The 20298-nt window shown below is 50.9% G+C and carries 17 protein-coding genes; 11 read left to right on the forward strand and 6 right to left on the reverse strand.

Annotated elements, in window-relative coordinates:
- The first annotated feature begins 271 nt into the window (after positions 1 to 271).
- The gene (locus tag BEN74_RS08905; RefSeq protein ID WP_068909236.1) at positions 272 to 1135 is read left to right on the forward strand and encodes a LysR family transcriptional regulator; all 864 of its coding nucleotides are present in this window, start codon (positions 272 to 274) and stop codon (positions 1133 to 1135) included.
- 182 nt (positions 1136 to 1317) lie between these two features.
- Here BEN74_RS08905 and hemN read toward each other — a convergent pair whose 3' ends face one another.
- Positions 1318 to 2703, reverse strand: a complete 1386-nt coding sequence (hemN, locus tag BEN74_RS08910) for an oxygen-independent coproporphyrinogen III oxidase (protein ID WP_068909238.1) — start codon at positions 2701 to 2703, stop codon at positions 1318 to 1320.
- Positions 2704 to 2894: 191 nt separating this feature from the next.
- Between hemN and hemF the strand changes: the two genes are divergently transcribed.
- The 3 genes from hemF to aroE all read left to right on the forward strand — a co-directional run bounded on the left by hemF (position 2895) and on the right by aroE (position 5112).
- The gene (hemF, locus tag BEN74_RS08915; RefSeq protein WP_068909267.1) at positions 2895 to 3836 is read left to right on the forward strand and encodes an oxygen-dependent coproporphyrinogen oxidase; all 942 of its coding nucleotides are present in this window, start codon (positions 2895 to 2897) and stop codon (positions 3834 to 3836) included.
- 182 nt (positions 3837 to 4018) lie between these two features.
- Positions 4019 to 4225, forward strand: a complete 207-nt coding sequence (locus BEN74_RS08920; RefSeq protein WP_068909240.1) for a hypothetical protein — start codon at positions 4019 to 4021, stop codon at positions 4223 to 4225.
- A 98-nt stretch (positions 4226 to 4323) separates the two neighbouring features.
- Positions 4324 to 5112, forward strand: a complete 789-nt coding sequence (gene aroE / locus BEN74_RS08925; RefSeq protein WP_068909242.1) for a shikimate dehydrogenase — start codon at positions 4324 to 4326, stop codon at positions 5110 to 5112.
- A gap of 47 nt (positions 5113 to 5159) precedes the next feature.
- Here the strand turns inward: aroE and BEN74_RS08930 are convergent, their stop codons facing one another.
- On the reverse strand, positions 5160 to 7553 hold the full coding sequence (locus BEN74_RS08930) for a hypothetical protein (protein ID WP_068909245.1): 2394 nt from the start codon (positions 7551 to 7553) through the stop codon (positions 5160 to 5162).
- 284 nt (positions 7554 to 7837) lie between these two features.
- Here BEN74_RS08930 and BEN74_RS08935 point away from each other — a divergent pair, with 284 nt between their 5' ends.
- Positions 7838 to 9661 (forward strand): acyl-CoA dehydrogenase C-terminal domain-containing protein, encoded by a 1824-nt coding sequence (locus tag BEN74_RS08935; protein WP_068909247.1) that lies wholly within the window; start codon positions 7838 to 7840, stop codon positions 9659 to 9661.
- A 44-nt stretch (positions 9662 to 9705) separates the two neighbouring features.
- Here BEN74_RS08935 and BEN74_RS08940 read toward each other — a convergent pair whose 3' ends face one another.
- Positions 9706 to 10641, reverse strand: a complete 936-nt coding sequence (locus tag BEN74_RS08940) for an acyltransferase family protein (protein WP_068909250.1) — start codon at positions 10639 to 10641, stop codon at positions 9706 to 9708.
- 122 nt (positions 10642 to 10763) lie between these two features.
- Positions 10764 to 12137 (reverse strand): metal-dependent hydrolase family protein, encoded by a 1374-nt coding sequence (locus BEN74_RS08945; RefSeq protein ID WP_068909252.1) that lies wholly within the window; start codon positions 12135 to 12137, stop codon positions 10764 to 10766.
- 428 nt (positions 12138 to 12565) lie between these two features.
- On the opposite strand from BEN74_RS08945, the gene rmuC (BEN74_RS08950) reads away from it, so the two are divergent.
- From rmuC (BEN74_RS08950) to rmuC (BEN74_RS08960), 3 genes are all read left to right on the forward strand, one after another.
- Complete coding sequence (rmuC, locus tag BEN74_RS08950; protein ID WP_068909254.1) at positions 12566 to 13753, forward strand: DNA recombination protein RmuC; 1188 nt, start codon at positions 12566 to 12568, stop codon at positions 13751 to 13753.
- 34 nt (positions 13754 to 13787) lie between these two features.
- Positions 13788 to 14489: an IS1 family transposase gene (locus BEN74_RS08955; RefSeq protein ID WP_005005861.1), complete on the forward strand. Its 702-nt coding sequence runs from the start codon at positions 13788 to 13790 to the stop codon at positions 14487 to 14489.
- An 81-nt stretch (positions 14490 to 14570) separates the two neighbouring features.
- Positions 14571 to 15005 carry a DNA recombination protein RmuC gene (rmuC, locus tag BEN74_RS08960; protein ID WP_265936593.1) on the forward strand — a complete coding sequence of 145 codons (435 nt, stop codon included), beginning with the start codon at positions 14571 to 14573 and terminating at the stop codon, positions 15003 to 15005.
- Between the two features lie 260 nt (positions 15006 to 15265).
- Here the strand turns inward: rmuC (BEN74_RS08960) and hemW are convergent, their stop codons facing one another.
- On the reverse strand, positions 15266 to 16420 hold the full coding sequence (hemW, locus tag BEN74_RS08965; protein WP_068912751.1) for a radical SAM family heme chaperone HemW: 1155 nt from the start codon (positions 16418 to 16420) through the stop codon (positions 15266 to 15268).
- A 129-nt stretch (positions 16421 to 16549) separates the two neighbouring features.
- On the opposite strand from hemW, the gene BEN74_RS08970 reads away from it, so the two are divergent.
- A complete protein-coding gene (locus tag BEN74_RS08970) occupies positions 16550 to 17008 on the forward strand; it encodes a DMT family transporter (RefSeq protein ID WP_068912754.1) in 459 nt (152 codons plus the stop codon).
- Positions 17009 to 17105: 97 nt separating this feature from the next.
- Positions 17106 to 18410, forward strand: coding sequence for an MATE family efflux transporter (locus BEN74_RS08975; protein WP_086374296.1), 1305 nt, complete (start codon positions 17106 to 17108; stop codon positions 18408 to 18410).
- Positions 18411 to 18540: 130 nt separating this feature from the next.
- Here BEN74_RS08975 and BEN74_RS08980 read toward each other — a convergent pair whose 3' ends face one another.
- Entirely contained in the window at positions 18541 to 18753 is a 213-nt protein-coding gene (locus BEN74_RS08980; protein WP_068912758.1) for a DUF1737 domain-containing protein, read from the reverse strand.
- Positions 18754 to 18952: 199 nt separating this feature from the next.
- Between BEN74_RS08980 and BEN74_RS08985 the strand changes: the two genes are divergently transcribed.
- Positions 18953 to 20254, forward strand: a complete 1302-nt coding sequence (locus BEN74_RS08985; protein ID WP_068912760.1) for an ABC1 kinase family protein — start codon at positions 18953 to 18955, stop codon at positions 20252 to 20254.
- The last annotated feature ends 44 nt before the right edge of the window (positions 20255 to 20298 follow it).

A 20298-nucleotide genomic window follows, 5' to 3' on the forward strand; every position in this document is an offset into this window, starting at 1 on the left:
GAAAAAAGTATTCAGCGCTTTTTAGCGCGCTGCCGTGCAGGCCATGAAGATTTCAGCTTGCTCTGCGCCTGATCAAGTCCGCCGCCCCCTGCGCTTCAGGCGGCCAAACGCCTTTTCTTCCATAAATCAGCTCCAAAGGCTTGGCGATCCGCAGCGCGGATTTCTGCATGAATCTTCAGCTTTAAGTCAAATAATGCAACTTTCCTTTGATTAATTCTTAAAACTTCTAAATAATAAAATTACCATAAAAAATCTTTATAGGTAATTTAAGATGAATCTCGCAGCCTTTGAAGCCTTTGTTAAAGTCATGGAAACTGGATCGATTTCTCTGGCCGCCGATCAGCTTTTCATTACCCAGCCCGCAGTCACCAAGCGCATTCACAGCCTGGAAGACTATTTCGGTGTCAAGCTGTTTGAATCTGCCGGGCGCGGCATTCAGGCGACCCATGCCGCCCATTCACTGCTGCCTAAAGTAAAAAACTGGCTGAATGAGCTGGGCGATATTCACAATACCCTGAGCCATGAGCAGGGCCAGGTGCAGGGCAAGCTGAAAATCGGCACCAGCCATCACATTGGCCTGCATCATCTGCCGAATCATTTGCGCCGCTATGTGCAGAATTTTCCCGAAGTGACTCTGGATGTGCATTTTGTCGATTCCGAGCAGGCGCATGAACAGGTGCTGGCCGGCGATCTGGAGCTGGCGTTTTTAACCTTGCCGCCGCAAGGCGACAGCCGCCTCAACTATGTCACGATCTGGGATGACCCTTTGGTCTTTGCGGCGGCGCCGTTCCATCCTTTGGCGCAAAAGCGCAATCTCAGCCTGAAAGATTTAATTGAATACCCGAGCCTGCTGCCGGCTTCGCAAACCTATACCAGCCAAATCACCTTAGCCGAGTTTGAAAAGCAGGGCGTCAAGCCGAAAATCACCATGAGCAACAATCCGCTGGAATCCATCCGCATGCTGGTGTCGATTGGGCTGGGCTGGTCAGTCCTGCCCAAAACCCTGCTGAATCAGGACTTGAAGCAGCTGGATGTTCTGATGGAAATGACCCGCAAGCTGGGCATGGTCTGGCACCCCGGCCGCACCCAGTCCAAGGCGGCTGAAGCGCTGGTGCAGTATATGAAGCAGCAGTAAGGCAGCCATGCACGCATTGCGGCCTCATTGCTGAGTAAAATAAACTTCGGATAATGCGTGCGGCAGGAATGCCGCAGGCTGCCGCAAAGGCCTTGAAAGCTTTAAAGCAAAAACGAGGCAGTGCAGCTAAAAAGTGCGGGACAGCGCTGACCATGCCCTGCCTTTTTCAGCTTTCAAAGCGCTTAAATGGTCATGGAAAAAATCCGGCTTTCCGGCACTTTGCGCTTCAAGTGCAGGTCAAAGGCCATGCAGATATTGCGCACAAAGGGCTTGCCCCGCTCGGTCACGCGGATGCCGTGATCATGCAGCTGCAGCAGGCCGTCCTGCTGCATTTCCTGCAGCTGCGCCAGCACCTGCGGCAGTTCCGGAAAAGACTGCGCCGGGTTTTCCCACGATGCCTCAAAGCTGCACATTAAATTTAAAATATGCCTGCGGATAATCAGGTCTTCCTGCGACAGCACATGGCCGCGGTACACAGGAATTTCATCCTGCTCCAGGCGCGCATAGTAGTCTTCCAGCTTCTTTTCATTCTGCGCAAAGCTGTACCAGCTGTCACTGATGGAAGACAGGCCCAAGCCGATCATCAGCTGGGTTTTAGAGGCGGTATAGCCCATGAAGTTGCGGTGCAGCGCGCCCTGCTGAAAGGCCCGGTGCATGCCGTCGGACGGCAGGGCGAAATGATCCATGCCGATTTCATGATAGCCCTGCGCCAGCAGCTGCTTTTTGCCTTCTTCATAGCAGCGGCGCTTCATCTCATCTTTCGGCACATCGGCATCTTTAAAGCCGCGCTGGCCGTTGCCTTTAATCCACGGCACATGCGCATAGCTGTAAAACGCCAGGCGGTCAGGCATCAGGCGGGTGGTCTGCTGAATGGTGTGCAGCACATCATCCAGGCTTTGAAACGGCAGGCCAAACACCAGATCATGCGAAATGGAGGTGTAGCCGATTTCACGCGCCCACAGGGTTGCGCGCTCGACATGCGCATAGGGCTGAATGCGGTGAATGGCTTTCTGCACGGCTTCATTATAGTCCTGCACGCCATAGCTGACCCGGCGGAAGCCCAGATCATACAGCGCCTGCAGATGCTCGCGCGTGGTGTTGTTCGGATGGCCTTCAAAACTGAATTCATGCTGCGGCGCCACTTCTGCTTTATCAAGAATGCCTTGAATCAGCTGGGTTAAATGCTCCGGCGAGAAAAAAGTCGGCGTGCCGCCGCCCAAATGGATTTCCTTAATCAGCGGCCTGCCTTCAAGCAGCCGGCAGTACAAGTCCCATTCCTTCAGCACCGCCTGAATATAAGGCTGTTCCACCTCATGGCGCCTAGTCACCTTTTTATGGCAGCCGCAGAAGGTGCACAGGCTTTCGCAGAACGGCAAATGAATATACAGGCTGATGCCTTCGCTGCGGTTTGACTCATCAAAAGAGCTCTTTAAAGTCCGCTTCCACGCCTCCAGCGAAAAGGACTGCTCATCCCAGTACGGCACGGTAGGATAGCTGGTATAGCGCGGCCCCGGCACATTGTATTTCTGAATTAAAGAATCCGCCTGCTTTATCAACGCTGTCCCCATTTGAACTGATCATATTCACCTAAGGCATATTCTGCTGAGCTTAGGCGGGGATTTCAACCTAGGCTTTTGGTCGGAATAAGCCTGCGCGTCATCCGCCTTTGGCAATCCCGCGCCGGCGGAAAAAGCCCTTAATCTTTTCAGCATTTTATGCTTTGATGTAGGCAGTTTTGATTTTCCCCATGAGGGCCCTGATGCAGCATCCAACTTCAGCAGACATCCAGCGTGTCCGCGACTTTCTCACTGATTTGCAGGCCCGCATCTGCGCTGCCTTAGAGCAGCAGGAACGCGCCGGCGGCGGCACGGCGGAATTCATTATTGATGACTGGCAGCGCCCCGAAGGCGGCGGCGGGCGCTCGCGCGTGCTGCAGAATGGCGCGGTGATTGAAAAAGGCGGGGTCATGTTCTCGCATATCAATATTTCCCAGCTGCCGGCCTCCGCTACAGGACGCCATCCCGGCATTGCCGGCGCCAAAGCGCAGGCCATGGGCGTGTCTTTGGTGATTCATCCGAAAAACCCGAATGTGCCGACCTCGCATGCCAATGTGCGCCTATTTGTGGCGGAGCCGGAAGGCCAGGACCCGGTCTGGTGGTTTGGCGGCGGTTTTGACCTGACGCCTTTTTATCCCAATGATGAAGATGTGCTGGCATGGCACCAAACCGCGCATGACCTGTGCGCGCCATTCGGCGCTGAAGTGTATGCTGAGCATAAAAAATGGTGCGATGACTATTTTTGCCTCAAGCACCGCGATGAGCAGCGCGGCGTCGGCGGCTTATTCTTTGATGATTTGAACCAGTGGGATTTTGAAACCTGCTTTAAATACATGCAGGCGGTCGGCAATGGCTATCTGAACGCTATCCTGCCGATTTTCCAGCGCAATCAGCACAAGCCTTATACTGAAGCGCAGCGCGAATTCCAGCTCTACCGCCGCGGGCGCTATGTGGAATACAACCTGGTGTATGACCGCGGCACGCTGTTCGGCCTGCAGACCGGCGGGCGGATTGAGTCGATTCTGGTCAGCATGCCTCCGCTTGCCGGCTGGTCGTACCGCCCGGAATGGGAGGCAGATTCGGCGGAGAACAAACTCACCGACTACTATTTAAAGCCGCAGGACTGGCTGAAGCTGTCCGGCTGATTTTTTACCGATGAACCGCAAAAGCCTTCACCCGCTGAAGGCTTTTTTCATTCAGATGCAAACGGCCGCATGAATCCGCTATTTTCCAGCCCGGCAGCATAAGCTCATGCAAGGCGGCAGCCGACATTTTAATGACATAAACATCCGCTACATTAAATTCTTTACTGCTGAGGTCAAGCCCGATGCGCACCCTGAAAATCAGCGCAAACGCCTTGCGCTTCTGGAGCTTCATGCTGGCGCTTTTCAGCTCAGTCAGCACTGCCGTTTTTTCTGAAAGCGCTTTTCACGACAATTTTGCATTAGCCGTGATGGCCATTGCGCTGGCCGGCATGATTGTCAGCGCGGCTTTCTTAATGCTCGATGCGGTTTTAGCTGTCTGCAACCCTTAAACGGGCGCTTTCAGCGCAGGGGAAATTGCAGTTAGCGCTTTAGAGCGCGGAAAATTTGCCGTATATTGATGCACATTTCTCCACATGGATCCTGTGCGATGAGCAAGCAATTTGCCGTGATCGGCAACCCGATTGAACAGTCCCGCTCGCCGGAACTGCACCACGCCTTTGCCGCCAAAACCGGCGTGCAGCTGAACTACGCCAAGCGTCTGGCGCCTTTGGACGGCTTCAGCGCCAGCATTCATGACTTCTTCAGCCAAGGCGGCGCCGGCATGAACGTCACCGTGCCATTTAAGGAGCAGGCTTTTGCTGAATGCGCCGTGCTGACCGAGCGCGCCAAAATCGCCAAAGCCGTCAATACGCTGTGGATGCAGGACGGCCAGCTGCATGGCGACAATACCGATGGCCAAGGCCTGGTCGAAGCGATTAAAGCGCTGGGCTGGACACTTGAAAATGCCGAGCTGCTGATTATCGGCGCAGGCGGCGCCACCCGCGGCGTGATTTATCCGCTGGTGCAGGCCGGCGTGAAAAAAATTGTCATCGCCAACCGCACCTTGGCCCGCGCAGAGCAGCTGATTGCCGATCTCAAGCAGGCGGTGCCGCAGGCGGAACTGTCCGCAGTCAGCCTGGACAATCTGGCGGGGAACTTCGATATCGCCATTAATGCCACCTCGGCCAGCCTCAGCGGCGATGCCCTGCTTTTGCCGCAAGCGCTGCAGTTCAAGCAGGCCTATGAAATGGCTTACGGCAAGCCGTCGAGTTTTTTAGATCAGGCCAAAGCGCGCGGCGTGCCGGCATCTGAAGGCTTCGGCATGCTGGTCGGGCAAGCCATTGAATCTTTCCGGATCTGGAATGGCGTTAAGCCCAACCTGAAAGATTTCCTGTAGGCAAAAAAAGAACCTCATCTGAGGTTCTTTTTCATTTCAAGCTGCCGTTATTTCGGCATATGCTTGAGCACGCCTTGATAGGCTGTGCGGTAAATGGCATCGTCAAATAAATCCGCGCCATCTTCCGGCAGCTTCTGCAGCGACTTTTCTGAAAGCTTGCCTTTCAGGTCGTCGGCGAAGGCCTGCGCAAACACCTGTGAAGCTTTCGGCAGCAGGCGTTTCTGCTCATCGCTGAGCGAGTATTCCTGCTCAAAAGTTTCCGCATAGTACTGGGCAAAAACCGCCTGCCGGGTTTTGTGCTGCTTGATCCGCTTGGCCCACTGCTGCTGCGCCTGATAGTCATTGACCGCTTCACTCACCTTGCGGCTGACGGCATAGCCAATCGCATCAAAGCTGTCTGAATGCTTCAATTGATGCTTGGCAATCAGCTTATTCAGGCGGGCAAGCGCTGCGCCCTGCGGCTTAGGCAGGTTCTGATTGAAATGATAGGCATACACTTCCGCCATTTCATTCAGCTCAGCAGTGCTGTAATGCCGGCTCAAATCTGACTGGCTGATCGGCGCGTACAGCACAAAAACCGCCTGATAGGCCTTCAGCCAAGAACCTGTGCGCTTGTATGTGTCCAGCGCGATTTTATTCAAATACTCGTCAGCGCTTTGTTCATCTTCAGATGCCTGCGCTGCGGCTGCGTCCGGCCCTAAAGCGCGCAGGAAGCCTTTGGAAACTTTTTCCAGCAGAGAGCCTTTGGTTACTTCTTCAATGGACTTGGCTTCTTTTAAAAGCTCGCGGTCAATCGGCTTGGCTTTGCCGTAATTTGAAATCTGGTTGGTGCTGATGAAGCGGAACTGGCCTAATTTTTCATCTTTCTTCTGCACATCATAGCTAAAAGTCTGCAGGCGCCCGGCCTTGTCCAGTCCAATATCCATGATAAGCGGCGTTGGGCTGGACTGCTCCGCTTTTAAAGCCTGCTGAATTTCAGCATCATGCTTCTGCCAGAGCTGCTTAAAGCCCTGCACATCGGTCAGCTGCTCAGACTGGTATGCAATGAACACCGGCGTCAGCTGCTCCAGCGCGGACGGCTGCGCGGCGGATTCGCCGCCATCTTTTCCTGCAGCCGGCTCAAACAGATCCAGGCCGTACCATTCGCGGCACAGGGTAAACTGGCCGGCCGGCACTTTGGCCGCATTGATTAAGGCTTCGCAGGCTTCCTCAGACAAGGCGGAAGCTTCGTCCTCAGCGGATTCCGGCGCATCTGAGTCTTCCTTCAGCGTAGCGGAGGCTGCATCGCATGCATCGTCGGATCTGCAGGCTGCATCCGCTGCCATTTCCGCGTTATCCTCTGCCCCTTCCTGCTCAGCATCGGCAGCTTCATGCTCATGCTCAGCGCCATGCTCATGCTCAGCGCCATGCGCCTGAGCCTGCACCAGCTCGCTGACCCGCTCTGCGGAATTGTAAGCGTCGACCTCCAGCAGACTTTCAACGGACGCATCTTCAGCTTCGGCAATATCCGCAGCTTCAGCTGTAGGCGCAGCGGCTTCTTCGGCTTGCAGCGCCTGCTTCTGCCCGGCAACTTGTGCGCTGTAGTACGGCGTATTCACCAGTTCAAATAAACTCATCTGCAGCATCAGGCCTTCCAGCGTGCCTTGATAGCGGATTTTACTGTGCACGCCCAGCTGCTTGTCCTGTTCGGTTAAAGCAGCCGCGCTCACCTGCTGCGGTTCAGCCAAGGCATACGGTAAAGCATTCATCTGCTTCAGGTAATTCGCCAGCTGCTTGAAGTCGATCTGATTGAAATCATCTTTATATTTGGAAAAATCAATATAGGCGAAAGAGGCCTGGCTTTCGCGGTTCACCATAAACGGCATGAAGGCAAAATAGTTGGCATACAGCCTGAAATTGTTGAAATCCACAACCATCGGCAGCTGCGCCTGCACCAGCAGGGTCGGTTTCTGATATTTCAGGTTCAAATTCAGGGCGGCCATTTTCTGGCGGTAATGCACCGAGGCATCGTAGCTGAACTGCAAGTCATTCAGCAGATTGGCCATGCTGTCGGCCATGCCGGCTTTTGCGTCCGCGTGGAGCCCTGCTTCAGGATGATGCTGCCTGGCGATGGCGGCATACAGCTGGCTTTTTTCTTTGGCGCTGAGCTGAATTTTCTGCGCCTTAATGGCCTGATCCAGCTGCTTTTTCACTTCAGGATCCAGCGCCGGCGGCTGGCCGGCAGCTGCAGAGGCGCCTTTGGCCGCCTTGCTGTTCGGCTGGATTTGAATGGAAAGCTGTCCCTGCATATCGTAGCTGGAGGTTTCAAACACCGCGTTGAGGGCGCTGGAGGCGCGTTCACCTAAAGGCTGCTGCTGGCCGGCAGTGGACTTAATGACATGCTGGCTGCAGGCGCTCAAGCTCAGGCCCAAGACGCAGAGAGTTAAATATTTCAAACGCATAAAATTCTTTTTAATACCCGATTTAGTTATACTTTAATTGTAAAGACTGACCAAAGGATCAGCGCGTACTTTAGCAGAAACAGCAGAAAACCCTGATAGCCTTAACTGCCAAATTCGCATTTCTGACAATTTTATCAGTCTGCGGCATCAATGCAATTTCACCATTATTGTGAATAATAAAATCATCGATTCGGACAGGGTTTGCCGGCAAGCCGCCGCCGCAAGCATAGAAGAATTGCCGACAGCCCCTTATCCAAAACTATTTTCAAATTAGGATTAACGCCATGCCTGCTTATAAAGCTCCTTTGCACGACATCCGCTTTTTGATGAATGAAGTGCTTGACTACCCTGCACACTATCAGACTTTGTCCAACGGCGAAATCGCCGATGCCGATACGGTAGACATGATTCTTGAAGGCGCAGCCGATTTCTGTGAAAACGTGCTGTCTCCGCTGAACCAGTCCGGCGACGCTGAAGGCTGCCATTTTGAGAACGGCGAAGTAAAAACCCCTAAAGGCTTCAAAGAAGCCTACGACCAGTTTGTGCAGGGCGGCTGGCAAGGCCTGTCTTTCCCGGAAGAGTTCGGCGGCCAGAACCTGCCTCAGTCGCTGAACCTGATTAAATCTGAAATGATGGGCACGGCAAACTGGTCATTCCAGATGTACCCGGGCCTGAGCATCGGCTGCATCAACACCATCATGCAGTTCGGCACAGATGAGCAAAAAAGCATCTACCTGCCGCATCTGGTTGCCGGCACCTGGTCGGGCACCATGTGCCTGACCGAGCCGCAGTGCGGAACCGACTTAGGCCAGGTCAAGTCCAAAGCGGAACCGCTGGCTGACGGCTCTTATGCAATTTCCGGCACGAAAATCTTCATCTCTGCCGGCGAGCATGACCTAACCGACAACATTGTGCATATTGTGCTGGCGCGCCTGCCGGATGCGCCTGCAGGCACCAAAGGCATTTCACTGTTCATTGTGCCTAAATTCCTGGTAAATGCCGACGGCACCGCCGGCGAGCGCAACCCGGTGACTTGCGGCTCCATTGAGCACAAGATGGGCATCCGCGCATCGGCAACTGCGGTGCTGAACTTTGACAACGCTGTGGGCTACCTGATCGGTGAGCCGAACAAAGGCCTGCACGCCATGTTCACCTTCATGAACACCGCGCGCATCGGCACGGCCATTCAGGGCATTGCGCATGCTGAACTGGCATTCCAAGGCGCTTTGCCTTATGCCAAAGAGCGCATGTCCATGCGCGCGCTGTCCGGCAAGAAAGATCCTGAAAAAGCCGCTGACGCCATCATTCACCATGCCGATGTGCGCCGCATGCTGCTGACCCAGAAAGCCATTGCCGAAGGCGGCCGCGCCATGATTTATTACGCGGCCCAGCTGGCGGATAAAATGGCCGATGCCCTCACCCGCGGCGATACCGCAGCCTTTGAAGCGCATGACGACCATTTGGGCTTCTATACCCCGATCCTGAAAGGCTTCCTGACCGAACTGGGCTATGAAGCAGCCAACCACGGCATGCAGGTATACGGCGGCCACGGCTATATTAAAGAATGGGGCATGGAGCAGATTGTCCGCGACTCGCGCATTTCCACGCTGTACGAAGGCACAACCGGCGTGCAGGCGCTGGACCTGATCGGGCGCAAAGTGCTGCTGACCTCCAAAGGCAAGGTGATCCGCGACTATACCGCTGAAATCCTGAAATTCTGCGGCCAGCATGCGCGCAATAAATACATGCGCCGTTTCGCCTGGGACTTAACCAAGCTTTGCGCGCAGTGGAATGCGCTGACTGTCCGCATTATGCTGGCAGCCCGCAAAGACCGCGATATCGTGTCTTCCGCTTCGGTCGATTTCCTGATGTTCTCCGGCTATGTGATGATGGCGTATTTCTGGGCGCAGCAGGCTGCTGTCGCTTCCGCCAAACTGGCGTCCGGCGAAGGCCAGGAAGTTCCTGAGTTCTATAAAGCCAAAATCAAGGTGGCGGACTTCTACTTTGAGCGCATGCTGCCGCGCACGCAGGGCCATGCCGAAGCGATGGTGAATCCGTCGAAGACCATGACCTCTTTGGCTGCTGAACATTTCAGCTTCGATTACTGAGTTTTAAACTCTAAGTCAGAAAAAGAGCGCTCCGGCGCTCTTTTTTACAGCAGATACTTCACTTTTTTATTCAGCTGCACCAGAAGCAGCCCGGCGAAAATAGAGCACAGCAGAACCGCAATGCTGAGTAATGTCTGCTGGCCCGGGAAATAATGCTTCAGATGATGAATAAACAAGGGATGAATTAAAAATATCGCCGTAGACAGGCTCGCAATATTTTTGCTTTCTCCGATGATTTTCCGGTTCAAGGCGTACCAGAAAATGACAGGGGCCGCGAAAAACAGCGAAAACATTTGATCCAGGCTTTCGGTTTTGCTGACAAAAAAATAATTCAGCAGGGATTCAGCAAGCACAAGGCCGATCAGCAGGCCGACATGGCGCAGCTTTATTTCCATATGTCTGAAAACAGCGCCGTCCAGCTTGTTTAATAAAAAGCCCAGCGTCAAAAATGGAAAGCTGACCAGCAGAAAATTGCGGTGCGTGGTATAGCTGTTGAATTTCCAGTCCAGATAGCCGTCCAGCAGATGCAGATTTCCGATCTGCTGAATCAGCGTGCCGAGGGCAAATAAAACAGCCACAGTGGCGAAGAGCTTTTTTTCACCAATATTCCTCAGCAGATAAAGCAGGGAGCCGCCCAGCAGCACGCCGATGATGTACCAGAGCACAAAATAGCCGTTATAGATCACCGAAAACTTATAGGCTGCGTCCGCAGCCCACCAGACCGGCAGGTAAAATACCATCCAGACCGCATAGAGAATGAAAATCCGCGTCAGCCAGCGCTTGAATTTTTCCAGCGTATCGATATAGAAAAAATAGTATCCGGTGATGACCAGGAAGACCGGAACCGCGAGGCGGAATACGCCCTGAACCAGGCTGTGCCCCAGCAGCGCTGAAAAGTCATAGAAAATATGCGTATGCAAGAATACGACAGATACCGCCAGCAGCAGTTTCAGCAGATCAATTGAAATATTTCGCTGCATTGGATTCCTGAAGGGAAATTTTTGCTTAATTTTACAGGATTGCAGTCCCCTGCGCGCCGGCTTTTTAAAATATCCGCCGGCTGCAGGCGCGGAGCTTTCTCCCGCCGGCAGCGGCTGCCGGGCTATTCAGCCAGATTTTTATAAATCAGCCCATCCTTCATAATCACCAGCAGATTTTTCGACGGGTTCGCAATCAGCTGAATATCCGCGATGGGGTCGCCGTCAACCAGCAGCATATCTGCAAGCGCGCCTTGCTCAATCACGCCGAGCTTGCCTTTATAAGGGCTCCTTTCTCCAGAAAGGCTGAGCAGTTCGGCATTTGAAGATGTGGCCATTTTCAGGACTTCTGCCGGGCTGTACCAGCGCGTCATCGTGGTCAGAAGCGCGCCCTGATTCCTGGTCATTTTCGGGTTGAACAGAATATCGGTGCCCCATGCGACTTTCAGCTTGTATTTGCTGGCCCATTTGAACGATTCATCTGTTCCGGCCTGAACCTGCTTCTGCTTTGCCCGGTTTTCTCCAGCTTGCGGGTTGGCATATTCATTATCAATAAACGCCTGCGAACTCAGCCATGCGCCTTTTTTTGCCATCATTTTAGCGGTGTCTTCATCCAGCAGCTGGCCGTGCTCAATGACTTTCACCCCGCCCTTTAAAGCCGTCTGTATGGATTTCGGCGTATATGCATGCACCGCAACATAGGTTCCCCAGTTGTCCGCCGCGCTGACCGCGGCGCGGAATTCATCTTCCGTATACTGCGCGACATCAATCGGGTCATAATGCGAGGATACGCCCCCGCCCGCCGCCAGCTTAATCTGCGAAGCGCCGAGCATCAGCTGTTCCCGCGTCCGCTTCAGCACTTCATTGGTTCCGTCAGCGACAATTCCCCCGCCAATGGCTTCGCCGCGGCTCAGCGCGGCATTGCCCGAAGACGGAATATCGTAGGTCATGCGGAAATCTGCATGGCCGCCGGTCTGAGAAATGATTGAGCCGGAAGGCCAGATTCTTGGGCCATTCACCATATTGGCGTCAATCGCCCGCTTTAATGCAAAAACCGGCCCGCCTAAATCGCGGACGCTGGTAAAGCCGCGCATCAGCGTATTGTTCGCTTCCTGCGCGGCGATGAAATTCAGGTCTGCGACTTCCGCCGTCATCATCCGCGCCGGAGGCAGCGCAGCCATCATTGCATGCCAGTGCGCGTCAATCAGGCCCGGCATCAGCACTTTTTGCCGGCCGTGAATAATCTGCGCGCCCGTGGCCGTCCGGATCGGGCTGGCTGAAATTTCCTGAATTGTATTGCCGCGGACCAGCACATTGACCGGAGCGCTGATGCTTGAAGATTTACCGTCAAATACCCGGACATTCTGAAACAGCACTTCATCCGGCGCCTGAGGCGCATTGGCTGCAGCGTCGGCCTGAGGCGGAGAATGGGCGGATGCGCTTGAAATAATGCCAAAAAATATGAATGAGCCATTCCGAAGATGCCTGATAATTTCCATTATAGTTTTCTCTCAGCCTGCTGAAATCAGTTTAGTTATTCGCCATCCAGTATTTTATAGTTAATTAATTTAAAAAAATCAATAATTAAGATTTAGCAAACGGTAATCTTCCCTGCAGCGGGCGCTTCCGCGCTGCGCATAATGCAAAAAGCTGAATATCAAATTCAGCTTCTTGCTTGGCCTGATGCCGTGAATTGGGCAAGTGACGCAAATGCCTGATTAACGGCTTGAATCCAAGGCTTCCTGCAGGCAGGGAAGATTTGCGCCGGCTTCGGCTTTAGGCGCATGCTGCCACGGGCAAGGCACATAAAAAATCATGCTGAAACATAATAAAAAAACCTTCATATCTCGATCAAATCAAGATTGCTAATTCATAAATTTTCTACCTATTATGTATGAATAATAAACTTGAATAGAGGGCAATTAGAATGGAAATTATCATCTTAATTATTATTGGTTTAATTTGTTTAGCTTTAGGATTCTTTATTGCTAAGGCTGTGCTTAGCAAAGAGACCGTCACACTCCAAGTAAAAGTTGAAAGCTTTGAAAAAAATATAACAGAAAAGGCTGCTGAGATATCTTCACTAAAACAGAAATTTGAAGATATTCAGGCGCAGCAGCATCAGAAAGATATTAATCAGCAAAGAATTACAACTGAACTGAATGAAAGGGATAAATCTCTAGTTAATTTAAATAATGAACTGCAGCGAGTTTCTAATGAAAAATTAGCAATAGAAAATCTTAAAAATAAAAATGAACAAGAATTTAGCGGTTTAAACGCTGCGTTTGAAGAAATAAAAAAATCTCATAATAAACAGCTGGAAAGCTTAAATACACAGCATTATGAAAAGCATCAAGATTTATTAACTCAGCATAATGAATTAAAAATCCAGCTTAAAACTCAAAAAGAGCATTTGGATGAAAAATCTCAACAGTATTTAGATTTGTCTAATAATTTCTCTAAGCTCAAAACATCATTAGAAGAAAGGGAAAAGAATTTTTCAGAACAAATAGCTAATTTTGATAAACAAAAAATGGAACTGAGCAATCAGTTTAAAGCATTGGCAAATGACATTTTAGATGCCAAGACTATTTCATTACAAGAAACGAGTAAAGTTGGCATCTCAGCAGTTATTAATCCATTCCAGCAGTCCATAGATAACTTTAAGAAAGAAGTGCAGGATATTCATCATAGAGAAACGAAGCAACAAGGAGAACTGCGCCAAGAGCTTGCGCAGTTAAAAGAGCTGAACCAAAAAATCACCTTAGAAGCGCATCAATTAGCAACGGCATTAAAAGGTCAAAAGAAAACTCAAGGGAATTGGGGCGAGCTAATTTTAGAAAATGTTTTGGAACGATCCGGGCTTCAATTAGGCACAGACTTTAAGCGCGAGGTTTCTGTCACTATGGAAGATGGCCGGCTTAGACCTGATGTTGTTGTATATCTCCCGCAAAATAAACATTTAATTATCGACTCAAAAGTATCATTAAATTCTTATACTAAATATATTAATTCTGACAATGAGCATGACAGAAAAGTTGCATTAATCGAGCATGTGAAAGCGGTTTCAGACAGAATAAATGAATTATCGGTGGTGTATCAAAAAGTATGCTAAAAAAAAGCAGGTTGAATTTTGATAAAATAGAGAAATGCAAATAACTCTAGAAATCAAATGTCCAACCTGCCTCAGTGACAGTATAAAGAAAAATGGCATCAAAGTAGATGGGAAACAAAACTACCAATGCAAAGACTGCAAACGTCAGTTTATTGGTGACCATGCTCTGAGCTATCTAGGATGTAATTCTGGCATTACTCGTAAAATATTACAGTTAATGGTCAGAGGCAGCGGTATACGAGATATCGCTGAAGTTGAGCGCATTAGTATCGGTAAAGTCTTACGGACTTTAACTGAATCGGCCTATCAAATTCAGCCTAAACAAAGTCATTATGAATCTCTCGAAGTAGATGAATTCTGGACTTTTGTTGGAAATAAAAATAATAAACAATGGCTTATTTACGCCTACCATCGAGAAACAGGTGAGATTGTTGCTTATGTTTGGGGTAAGAGAGATTTAGCTACAGTCCAAAGGTTGAAGACAAAGCTTAAACAATTAGGTATTCACTACACCCGAATTGCAAGTGATCATTGGGACAGTTTCATCACTGCTTTTAAAAACTGCAAGCAAAGTATTGGTAAGTTGTTTACTGTAGGAATTGAAGGTAATAATTGCAAAATAAGGCATCGAATAAGGCGTGGTTTTAGAAGAAGTTGCAATTTCTCCAAAAAGCTTGAAAACCATTTTAAAGCCTTCGACTTAACCTTCTTTTACATCAATAATGGCTTCATTTAATGTCAGCATACTTTTTAAAACACCACCGAATTATCTTCTAAGGAGTATCATAAGATTAAAGGCATTAACTCTCCTGAAATTATATTTATGTTTATTCCGATAGAATCTGCTTTTGTTGAAGCGCTAAAAGCAGATGAAAGTATTTTTCAAAAAGCGCTGGAAAAAAATGTTCTTGTCGCAACGCCTACTACGCTATTAACCAGCTTGAATATTGTGCGTCAATTATGGCGGTTCGAAGAGCAGAATAAACATACCGCGGCCTTAGCCAGCAAAGCGGATGATGTCTTTCAAAAATTACGCGTCTTTCTTGATAGTTTTAAAGATATTAGAAAACATTTAGATAAAGCAATGGAAACCTATCAAAAATCTGAAAATCAATTGGTCAGCGGCCGGGGAAATCTTGTGAAACAGGTGAATGATTTTAAAATCCTAGCTCCGGCCATTCAAGGCAGCCTTGCTGCAGATTTGGTTGAAAAAGCAAACTTAGAAATAGAATATGCAAAAATATCTGACTAAGCAATTTCTAGAATTATCCTGAATTAATAAGACTTACAGAGATAGGTATTTAAGGCCTTTATCCAGCAGATTAAACTGTCCGCTAAGAAAACTTATAGAATAAGCGCTCTAAAAGCGGACTTTTTACCTTCTTAGATTAACAATGCAGAAAAATTTATTGAAATAAAATAAAAAGCCCAGTTTCTGAACTGGGCTTTTCCTTAAATATCCTGCCGCATGCATTCATCCGCTGAAATGCTTCAAGGTAAAGCCCTTCAGCATCACAGAAACTCTTCCAGCACCGAATTTAAAAACACATGCCCCTGCTCCGTGCAGGCTAAGCGGCTGTGATCCGCCGCCATCCATTTGCGCGCGCGCAGTGAAGCCAGCAGCTCATCCAGACTGTCCAGGCTCAGGCCGGTGCGCTCGGCATAAAGCCCGGCATCCACGCCTTCATTCAGGCGCAGGGCATTCATCATAAATTCAAAAGGCAGCTCTGCATCATCAATGCGCTTCAGCTGCAGATGCTCTGCCGGCACTTTGGCTAAATAATCCTTCGGCAGGCGGGTTTTCTGAAAGCGGTACACGCCATCCGGCCGGGTGACTTTGCCGTGCGCGCCCGCGCCGATCGCCAAATAATCGCCGAACTGCCAGTAATTTAAGTTATGCGCAGACGGCCGCTCCTTGCGCCAGGCCGACACTTCATAATTCACAAAGCCGCTGGCTTTTAAATAGGCTTCGCCCTGCTCCTGAATGTCTTCCAGAACCTCATCCCGCGGCAAAACCGGCTGGGTGCGGAAGAACACCGTATTCGGCTCAATGGTCAGCTGATACCATGACACATGGGTTGCGCCGCTTTCCACCGCCAGCTTTAAATCCAGCAGCGCCTGCGCCAAAGTCTGTTCCGGCAAGCCATGCATCAGGTCCACATTGATCCGTTCAAAGCCGGCTTCTTTGGCCAGCTGAATGGCGGACACTGCGTCCGTATTGGAATGAATGCGCCCGAGCTTTTTCAGATGTTCAGTATTGAAGCTCTGCACGCCTATCGATAAGCGGTTAATCCCCGCCTCTAAATAGCCGGCAAAGGGGTCATGCTCTACCGTTCCGGGGTTGGCTTCCAAGGTGATTTCACAGTTTTCGTCAAAAGGAATCAGCGCTTTCAGCTGCGCAAACAGCCATTGATAGCCCTGGGCGGAAATTAAAGACGGCGTGCCGCCGCCGATAAATACGCTGTGAATGGCGCGGCCCTGGGCAAAATCAATCTGGGTTTTAAAGTCTTCCACCAAAGCCTGCAGGTATTCCCGCTCCAAATCCAAAGACAGCTTGCCGTCTGGAACGGCATGCGAATTGAAGTCACAGTACGGGCATTTGCGCACGCACCACGGCATGTGAATGTATAAAGACAAAGGAACCAGTGCAGGATTTAATTCAGCCAAGGAAGATGCTCAAAATAAAAAAAGAGGAGTACCGGCGCATTTTAACATGAGTGCATCAAGACGCTTATGCATTCTGCGCGCCAATCCGCTAAACTCAATAAAATCAGACCGGATTGAGGCGCAGGCAGAATGAAAATAAGTTCTCAGCTCCTGATGCTGATGCCGCTGGCCATGGGCATCGGCATTGCCATGACTTTTCAGACCGCAATCAACAGCCAATTGCGCGAATATCTGTATTCGCCGCTGCAAGCCGCCCTTTTATCCTTTTTGGTTGGTACAATAGCGCTGGCTGCCATGGTGTTTTTTCAGCCTGCAGAAAAGCCGAATCTGGATACGCTCCAGCAAATTCCCTGGTTTTTATGGCTGGGCGGATGCCTCGGAGGCTATGCCATCAGCGTCAGCATCTATACGGCGCCGAAACTGGGCTTTCTGACTTTATCTGGACTGATCATTTTTGGACAGATTGTAACCTCGATGATTGTTGACCAGTACGGCCTGCTGGGCACTGAAAAAACGCCGGTCAACTGGCAGCGCCTTTTAGGCGGCGTGGTGATTTTTACCGGTGTGCTTCTCACCCTACAGCGCTAAACCGTTTTCCGAAGCACCGGATGAAATAGGTATTTTTGTGCAGAATGCTGCGTATGCAACAACCAACCGTTATGAAATAAAAAAACTGCTGCACCTGATGCTGCCAATTCTGGTCACTCAGTTTGCCCAAGCCGGCTTCGGCCTGATTGACACGGTGATGGCCGGGCATTTATCCGCCAATGACCTGGCCGCCATTGCAGTCGGGGTCGGACTGTGGATTCCGATCATGCTGCTGTTCAGCGGCATCATGATTGCCGCCACTCCGCTGGTGGCCGAAGCCAACGGCGCGCGCGCGCCTGAAAAAATTGCCGTGATTGCGCGCCAGTCGCTGTGGGTTGCATTGATTTTAGGCATCATTGCCTGCCTGATTCTGCAGATTGCGCCCTTGCTGCTGCCGGTTTTAGGCGTGCCTGAAGCCCTGCTGCCGAAAGCCAGCCTGTTCCTGCATGCCATTGGCTTCGGCATGCCGGCCGTCACCATGTATGCGGCGCTGCGCGGCTATTCCGAAGCGCTGGGTTTTCCGCGCCCTGTGACCGCAATCAGCCTGATTGCCCTGCTGCTGCTGATTCCGCTGAACTTTGTTTTCATGTACGGCTTAGGGCCAATTCCTGAACTGGGTTCCGCCGGCTGCGGCTTCTCCACGGCGATTCTGCAGTGGCTGATGTTCTTCGCCTTGGCCAGCTATATCTTTAAAGGCAGCGCCTATCAGAAGACCCAGCCCTTTGCCGTGTTTGAAAAAATTGACGGCTACTGGGTCAAGCGCATCTTAAAGCTCGGCCTGCCGATTGGCCTGGCGATTTTCTTTGAAGTCAGCATTTTCAGCACCGCGGCCATTATCCTCAGCCCGCTGGGTGAAATTACCGTAGCGGCCCATCAGATTGCGATTTCCATTACCTCGCAGCTGTTTATGATTCCCATGTCCCTGGCGATTGCCCTGACCATCCGCGTCGGCACCTATTACGGCGAAAAGAATCTGCCGGCCATGCGCAAAGTGCAGTTTATCGGGCTGATGACGGCAACCGTTTTGGCTTTCATTTCCATGACGCTGCTCTGGCTGCTGCGCTATGAAATTGTCGCACTGTATACCAGTGACTATGATGTCGCGGTGGTGGCTGTGTATCTGGTGCTGTTTGCGATTGCCTACCAGCTGATGGATGCATGGCAGGTCAGCGCCGCCGGCTGCCTGCGCGGCATGCAGGACACCAAAGGCCCGATGTGGATTACCATGATTGCCTACTGGATTATCGCTTTCCCGGTCGGCATTTACCTTGCGCGCTTTACCGCAATGGGCGCTGCCGGCGTCTGGGTCGGGCTGATTGTCGGGCTTACGGTCGCCTGCATCCTGCTGCTGACGCGGCTGTTTATGAACAATCAGCGCCTGCGCAATGGAGCCGCATCCTGAATCAGCTGCATCTAAGCCCTGCTCCGGCGCGATGCTGAAGCCAGAAAAAAGCCTTTCAAAACTGTTTTTGAAAGGCTTTTTTCTTTAAAGGCGCCGGCAAAGCGCTTTGCCTGAACGAATAAAACTGATCCTACTGCAAATTGCCGATGGCCTTTTTCAGGCCTTCCGGCATTTCCGACTCATCTGCCGCTTCCTTGGTAATCACCTGCCCAACAATCACATCGGCGCCGTTAAAGGTCATGGTCGGCGCGCCATACAGCTCATAGCCTTCATTCAAGGCCTTGGTCACGCGGGCGCAGAAATTCACATCATCTTTGCCGGTTAAATATCTGTAAATTTTCATGAAAAATCCGCTTTAATGCTGCTCTTCAGCTTATCTTAAGCCGGTTCGGGAAAAATGTAACGGCAGAATAAGGCCGGAAAACTGATTTTATGCAAAAGAATCAAATAGAAACAAAGATTTAACATTTTAAAGTAGGCAGTGTTGCAATAAGCGCCTATGATCAGAAGCATATTTAAAAAACGAACCTGAGGCATATCACATGGCAAAAACGGCAAGCACGCCAGGCCGCCGCTTTATGAAGCTTGCCGGCATGACCGCAAGCATTGCAAGCAAAACAGTTTCCAATTCAATTAAAAATTTAACTGCCGATGAAGAGCAGAAAAATGCCTCCCGCAGCAAATTATTTCAGGATATTGGCCTGCAGATTGCCGACACACTGGGCGAAATGAAAGGCGCAGTGATGAAAGTCGGGCAGATTGCCTCGCAGTACAAAGATATTTTCCCGCCCGAAGTGGCCAGAGCCATCAGCAAGCTGCAGCGCCAGGCGCCCGCCATGCCGTTCTCGGAAATCAAGGCGCAGGTTGAAAAAGCGCTGGGCAAGCCTCTGCTCAGCATTTTTAAAAGTTTTGACGAAACGCCTTTCGCCGCCGCCTCTATCGGTCAGGTGCATAAGGCGGTGCTGCCGGATGGCCGGCAGGTGGTGGTGAAAGTGCAGTATCCCGGCGTCGATGAAGCCTGTGAAAGCGATCTGAAGCAGGTGCGCCTGGCGCTGCGCCTGATGGGCGTGCTGAAAGTCGACCGCAAGCTGCAGGAACGCCTGTTTAAAGAAATTCAGGAAAGCCTGGACAATGAGCTGAACTATCAGGTTGAAGCGCAGAATTTAGAAGTGGCCCGCGCCTTTCATGAAAAGCTCGACAGCAAAATTGTTATTCCCAAAGTCTTTCCCGAATATTCTTCGCGCCATGTGCTGACCCTGAGCTTTGAGCAGGGCGAAAGCATTGAAACCGCCAGCGCCTGGCCTTTAGAAGTGCGCAATGCATTGGGCCGGCGGCTGTTCCGCGCCATGGGGCAGGAAATTTTCTACCTGAAGCGCTTTCACTGCGACCCGCATCCCGGCAACTTCGCTTTCCGTGAAGACGGCACAGTGATTATTTATGACTTTGGCGGGGTGAAAACCCTGTCCAGCGAAATTGTGCATCATTTCAAGCAGCTGATTCATGCCTCGCGCGAGCGCAATGTGGCTGAAATTGAAGATCAGCTGGATGCCCTGCATGCGCTGGCGGAAAAAGGCAAGTTCCCTGCCGGGCTGTATCAGCAGTGGCTGGACGTGCTGATGCGCCCGCTGACCACCCATTACGATTTTGCCGAAAACTCCGCGCACCATGACGGCGTGGAACTGGTGAAAGCCTCATTGAAATACTGGGATGTCTTCAAGCCCTCGCCGGACACGCTGATGGTCAACCGCACCGTTTCAGGCCATTACTGGAACATGATTCATTTAAAAGTGCATGATGACTTGTCCGATGTATTTGAGGAGCTGGTGCCTCCCCGCAGCGCCTAAGGTCCGGAATGCCCGGCCAGCTGTTCCGGCTGGGCATGCTTTGT

This window comes from Acinetobacter sp. WCHAc010034 (assembly GCF_001696615.3).
In the GTDB taxonomy this organism is placed as follows: domain Bacteria; phylum Pseudomonadota; class Gammaproteobacteria; order Pseudomonadales; family Moraxellaceae; genus Acinetobacter.

Bases quoted from the DNA above. Each gene is read 5' to 3' on its own strand.
- BEN74_RS08980 (WP_068912758.1), bottom strand. From the start codon at position 18,753: ATGAAAATTTACAGATATTTAACCGGCAAAGATGATGTGAATTTCTGC.
- BEN74_RS08985 (WP_068912760.1), top strand. From the start codon at position 18,953: ATGGCAAAAACGGCAAGCACGCCAGGCCGCCGCTTTATGAAGCTTGCC.
- hemF (WP_068909267.1), top strand. From the start codon at position 2,895: ATGCAGCATCCAACTTCAGCAGACATCCAGCGTGTCCGCGACTTTCTC.
- BEN74_RS08975 (WP_086374296.1), top strand. From the start codon at position 17,106: ATGCTGCCAATTCTGGTCACTCAGTTTGCCCAAGCCGGCTTCGGCCTG.
- hemN (WP_068909238.1), bottom strand. From the start codon at position 2,703: ATGGGGACAGCGTTGATAAAGCAGGCGGATTCTTTAATTCAGAAATAC.
- BEN74_RS08905 (WP_068909236.1), top strand. From the start codon at position 272: ATGAATCTCGCAGCCTTTGAAGCCTTTGTTAAAGTCATGGAAACTGGA.
- BEN74_RS08945 (WP_068909252.1), bottom strand. From the start codon at position 12,137: ATGGAAATTATCAGGCATCTTCGGAATGGCTCATTCATATTTTTTGGC.
- BEN74_RS08930 (WP_068909245.1), bottom strand. From the start codon at position 7,553: ATGCGTTTGAAATATTTAACTCTCTGCGTCTTGGGCCTGAGCTTGAGC.
- aroE (WP_068909242.1), top strand. From the start codon at position 4,324: ATGAGCAAGCAATTTGCCGTGATCGGCAACCCGATTGAACAGTCCCGC.
- BEN74_RS08920 (WP_068909240.1), top strand. From the start codon at position 4,019: ATGCGCACCCTGAAAATCAGCGCAAACGCCTTGCGCTTCTGGAGCTTC.
- BEN74_RS08935 (WP_068909247.1), top strand. From the start codon at position 7,838: ATGCCTGCTTATAAAGCTCCTTTGCACGACATCCGCTTTTTGATGAAT.
- rmuC (WP_068909254.1), top strand. From the start codon at position 12,566: ATGGAAATTATCATCTTAATTATTATTGGTTTAATTTGTTTAGCTTTA.
- BEN74_RS08955 (WP_005005861.1), top strand. From the start codon at position 13,788: ATGCAAATAACTCTAGAAATCAAATGTCCAACCTGCCTCAGTGACAGT.
- BEN74_RS08940 (WP_068909250.1), bottom strand. From the start codon at position 10,641: ATGCAGCGAAATATTTCAATTGATCTGCTGAAACTGCTGCTGGCGGTA.
- BEN74_RS08970 (WP_068912754.1), top strand. From the start codon at position 16,550: ATGAAAATAAGTTCTCAGCTCCTGATGCTGATGCCGCTGGCCATGGGC.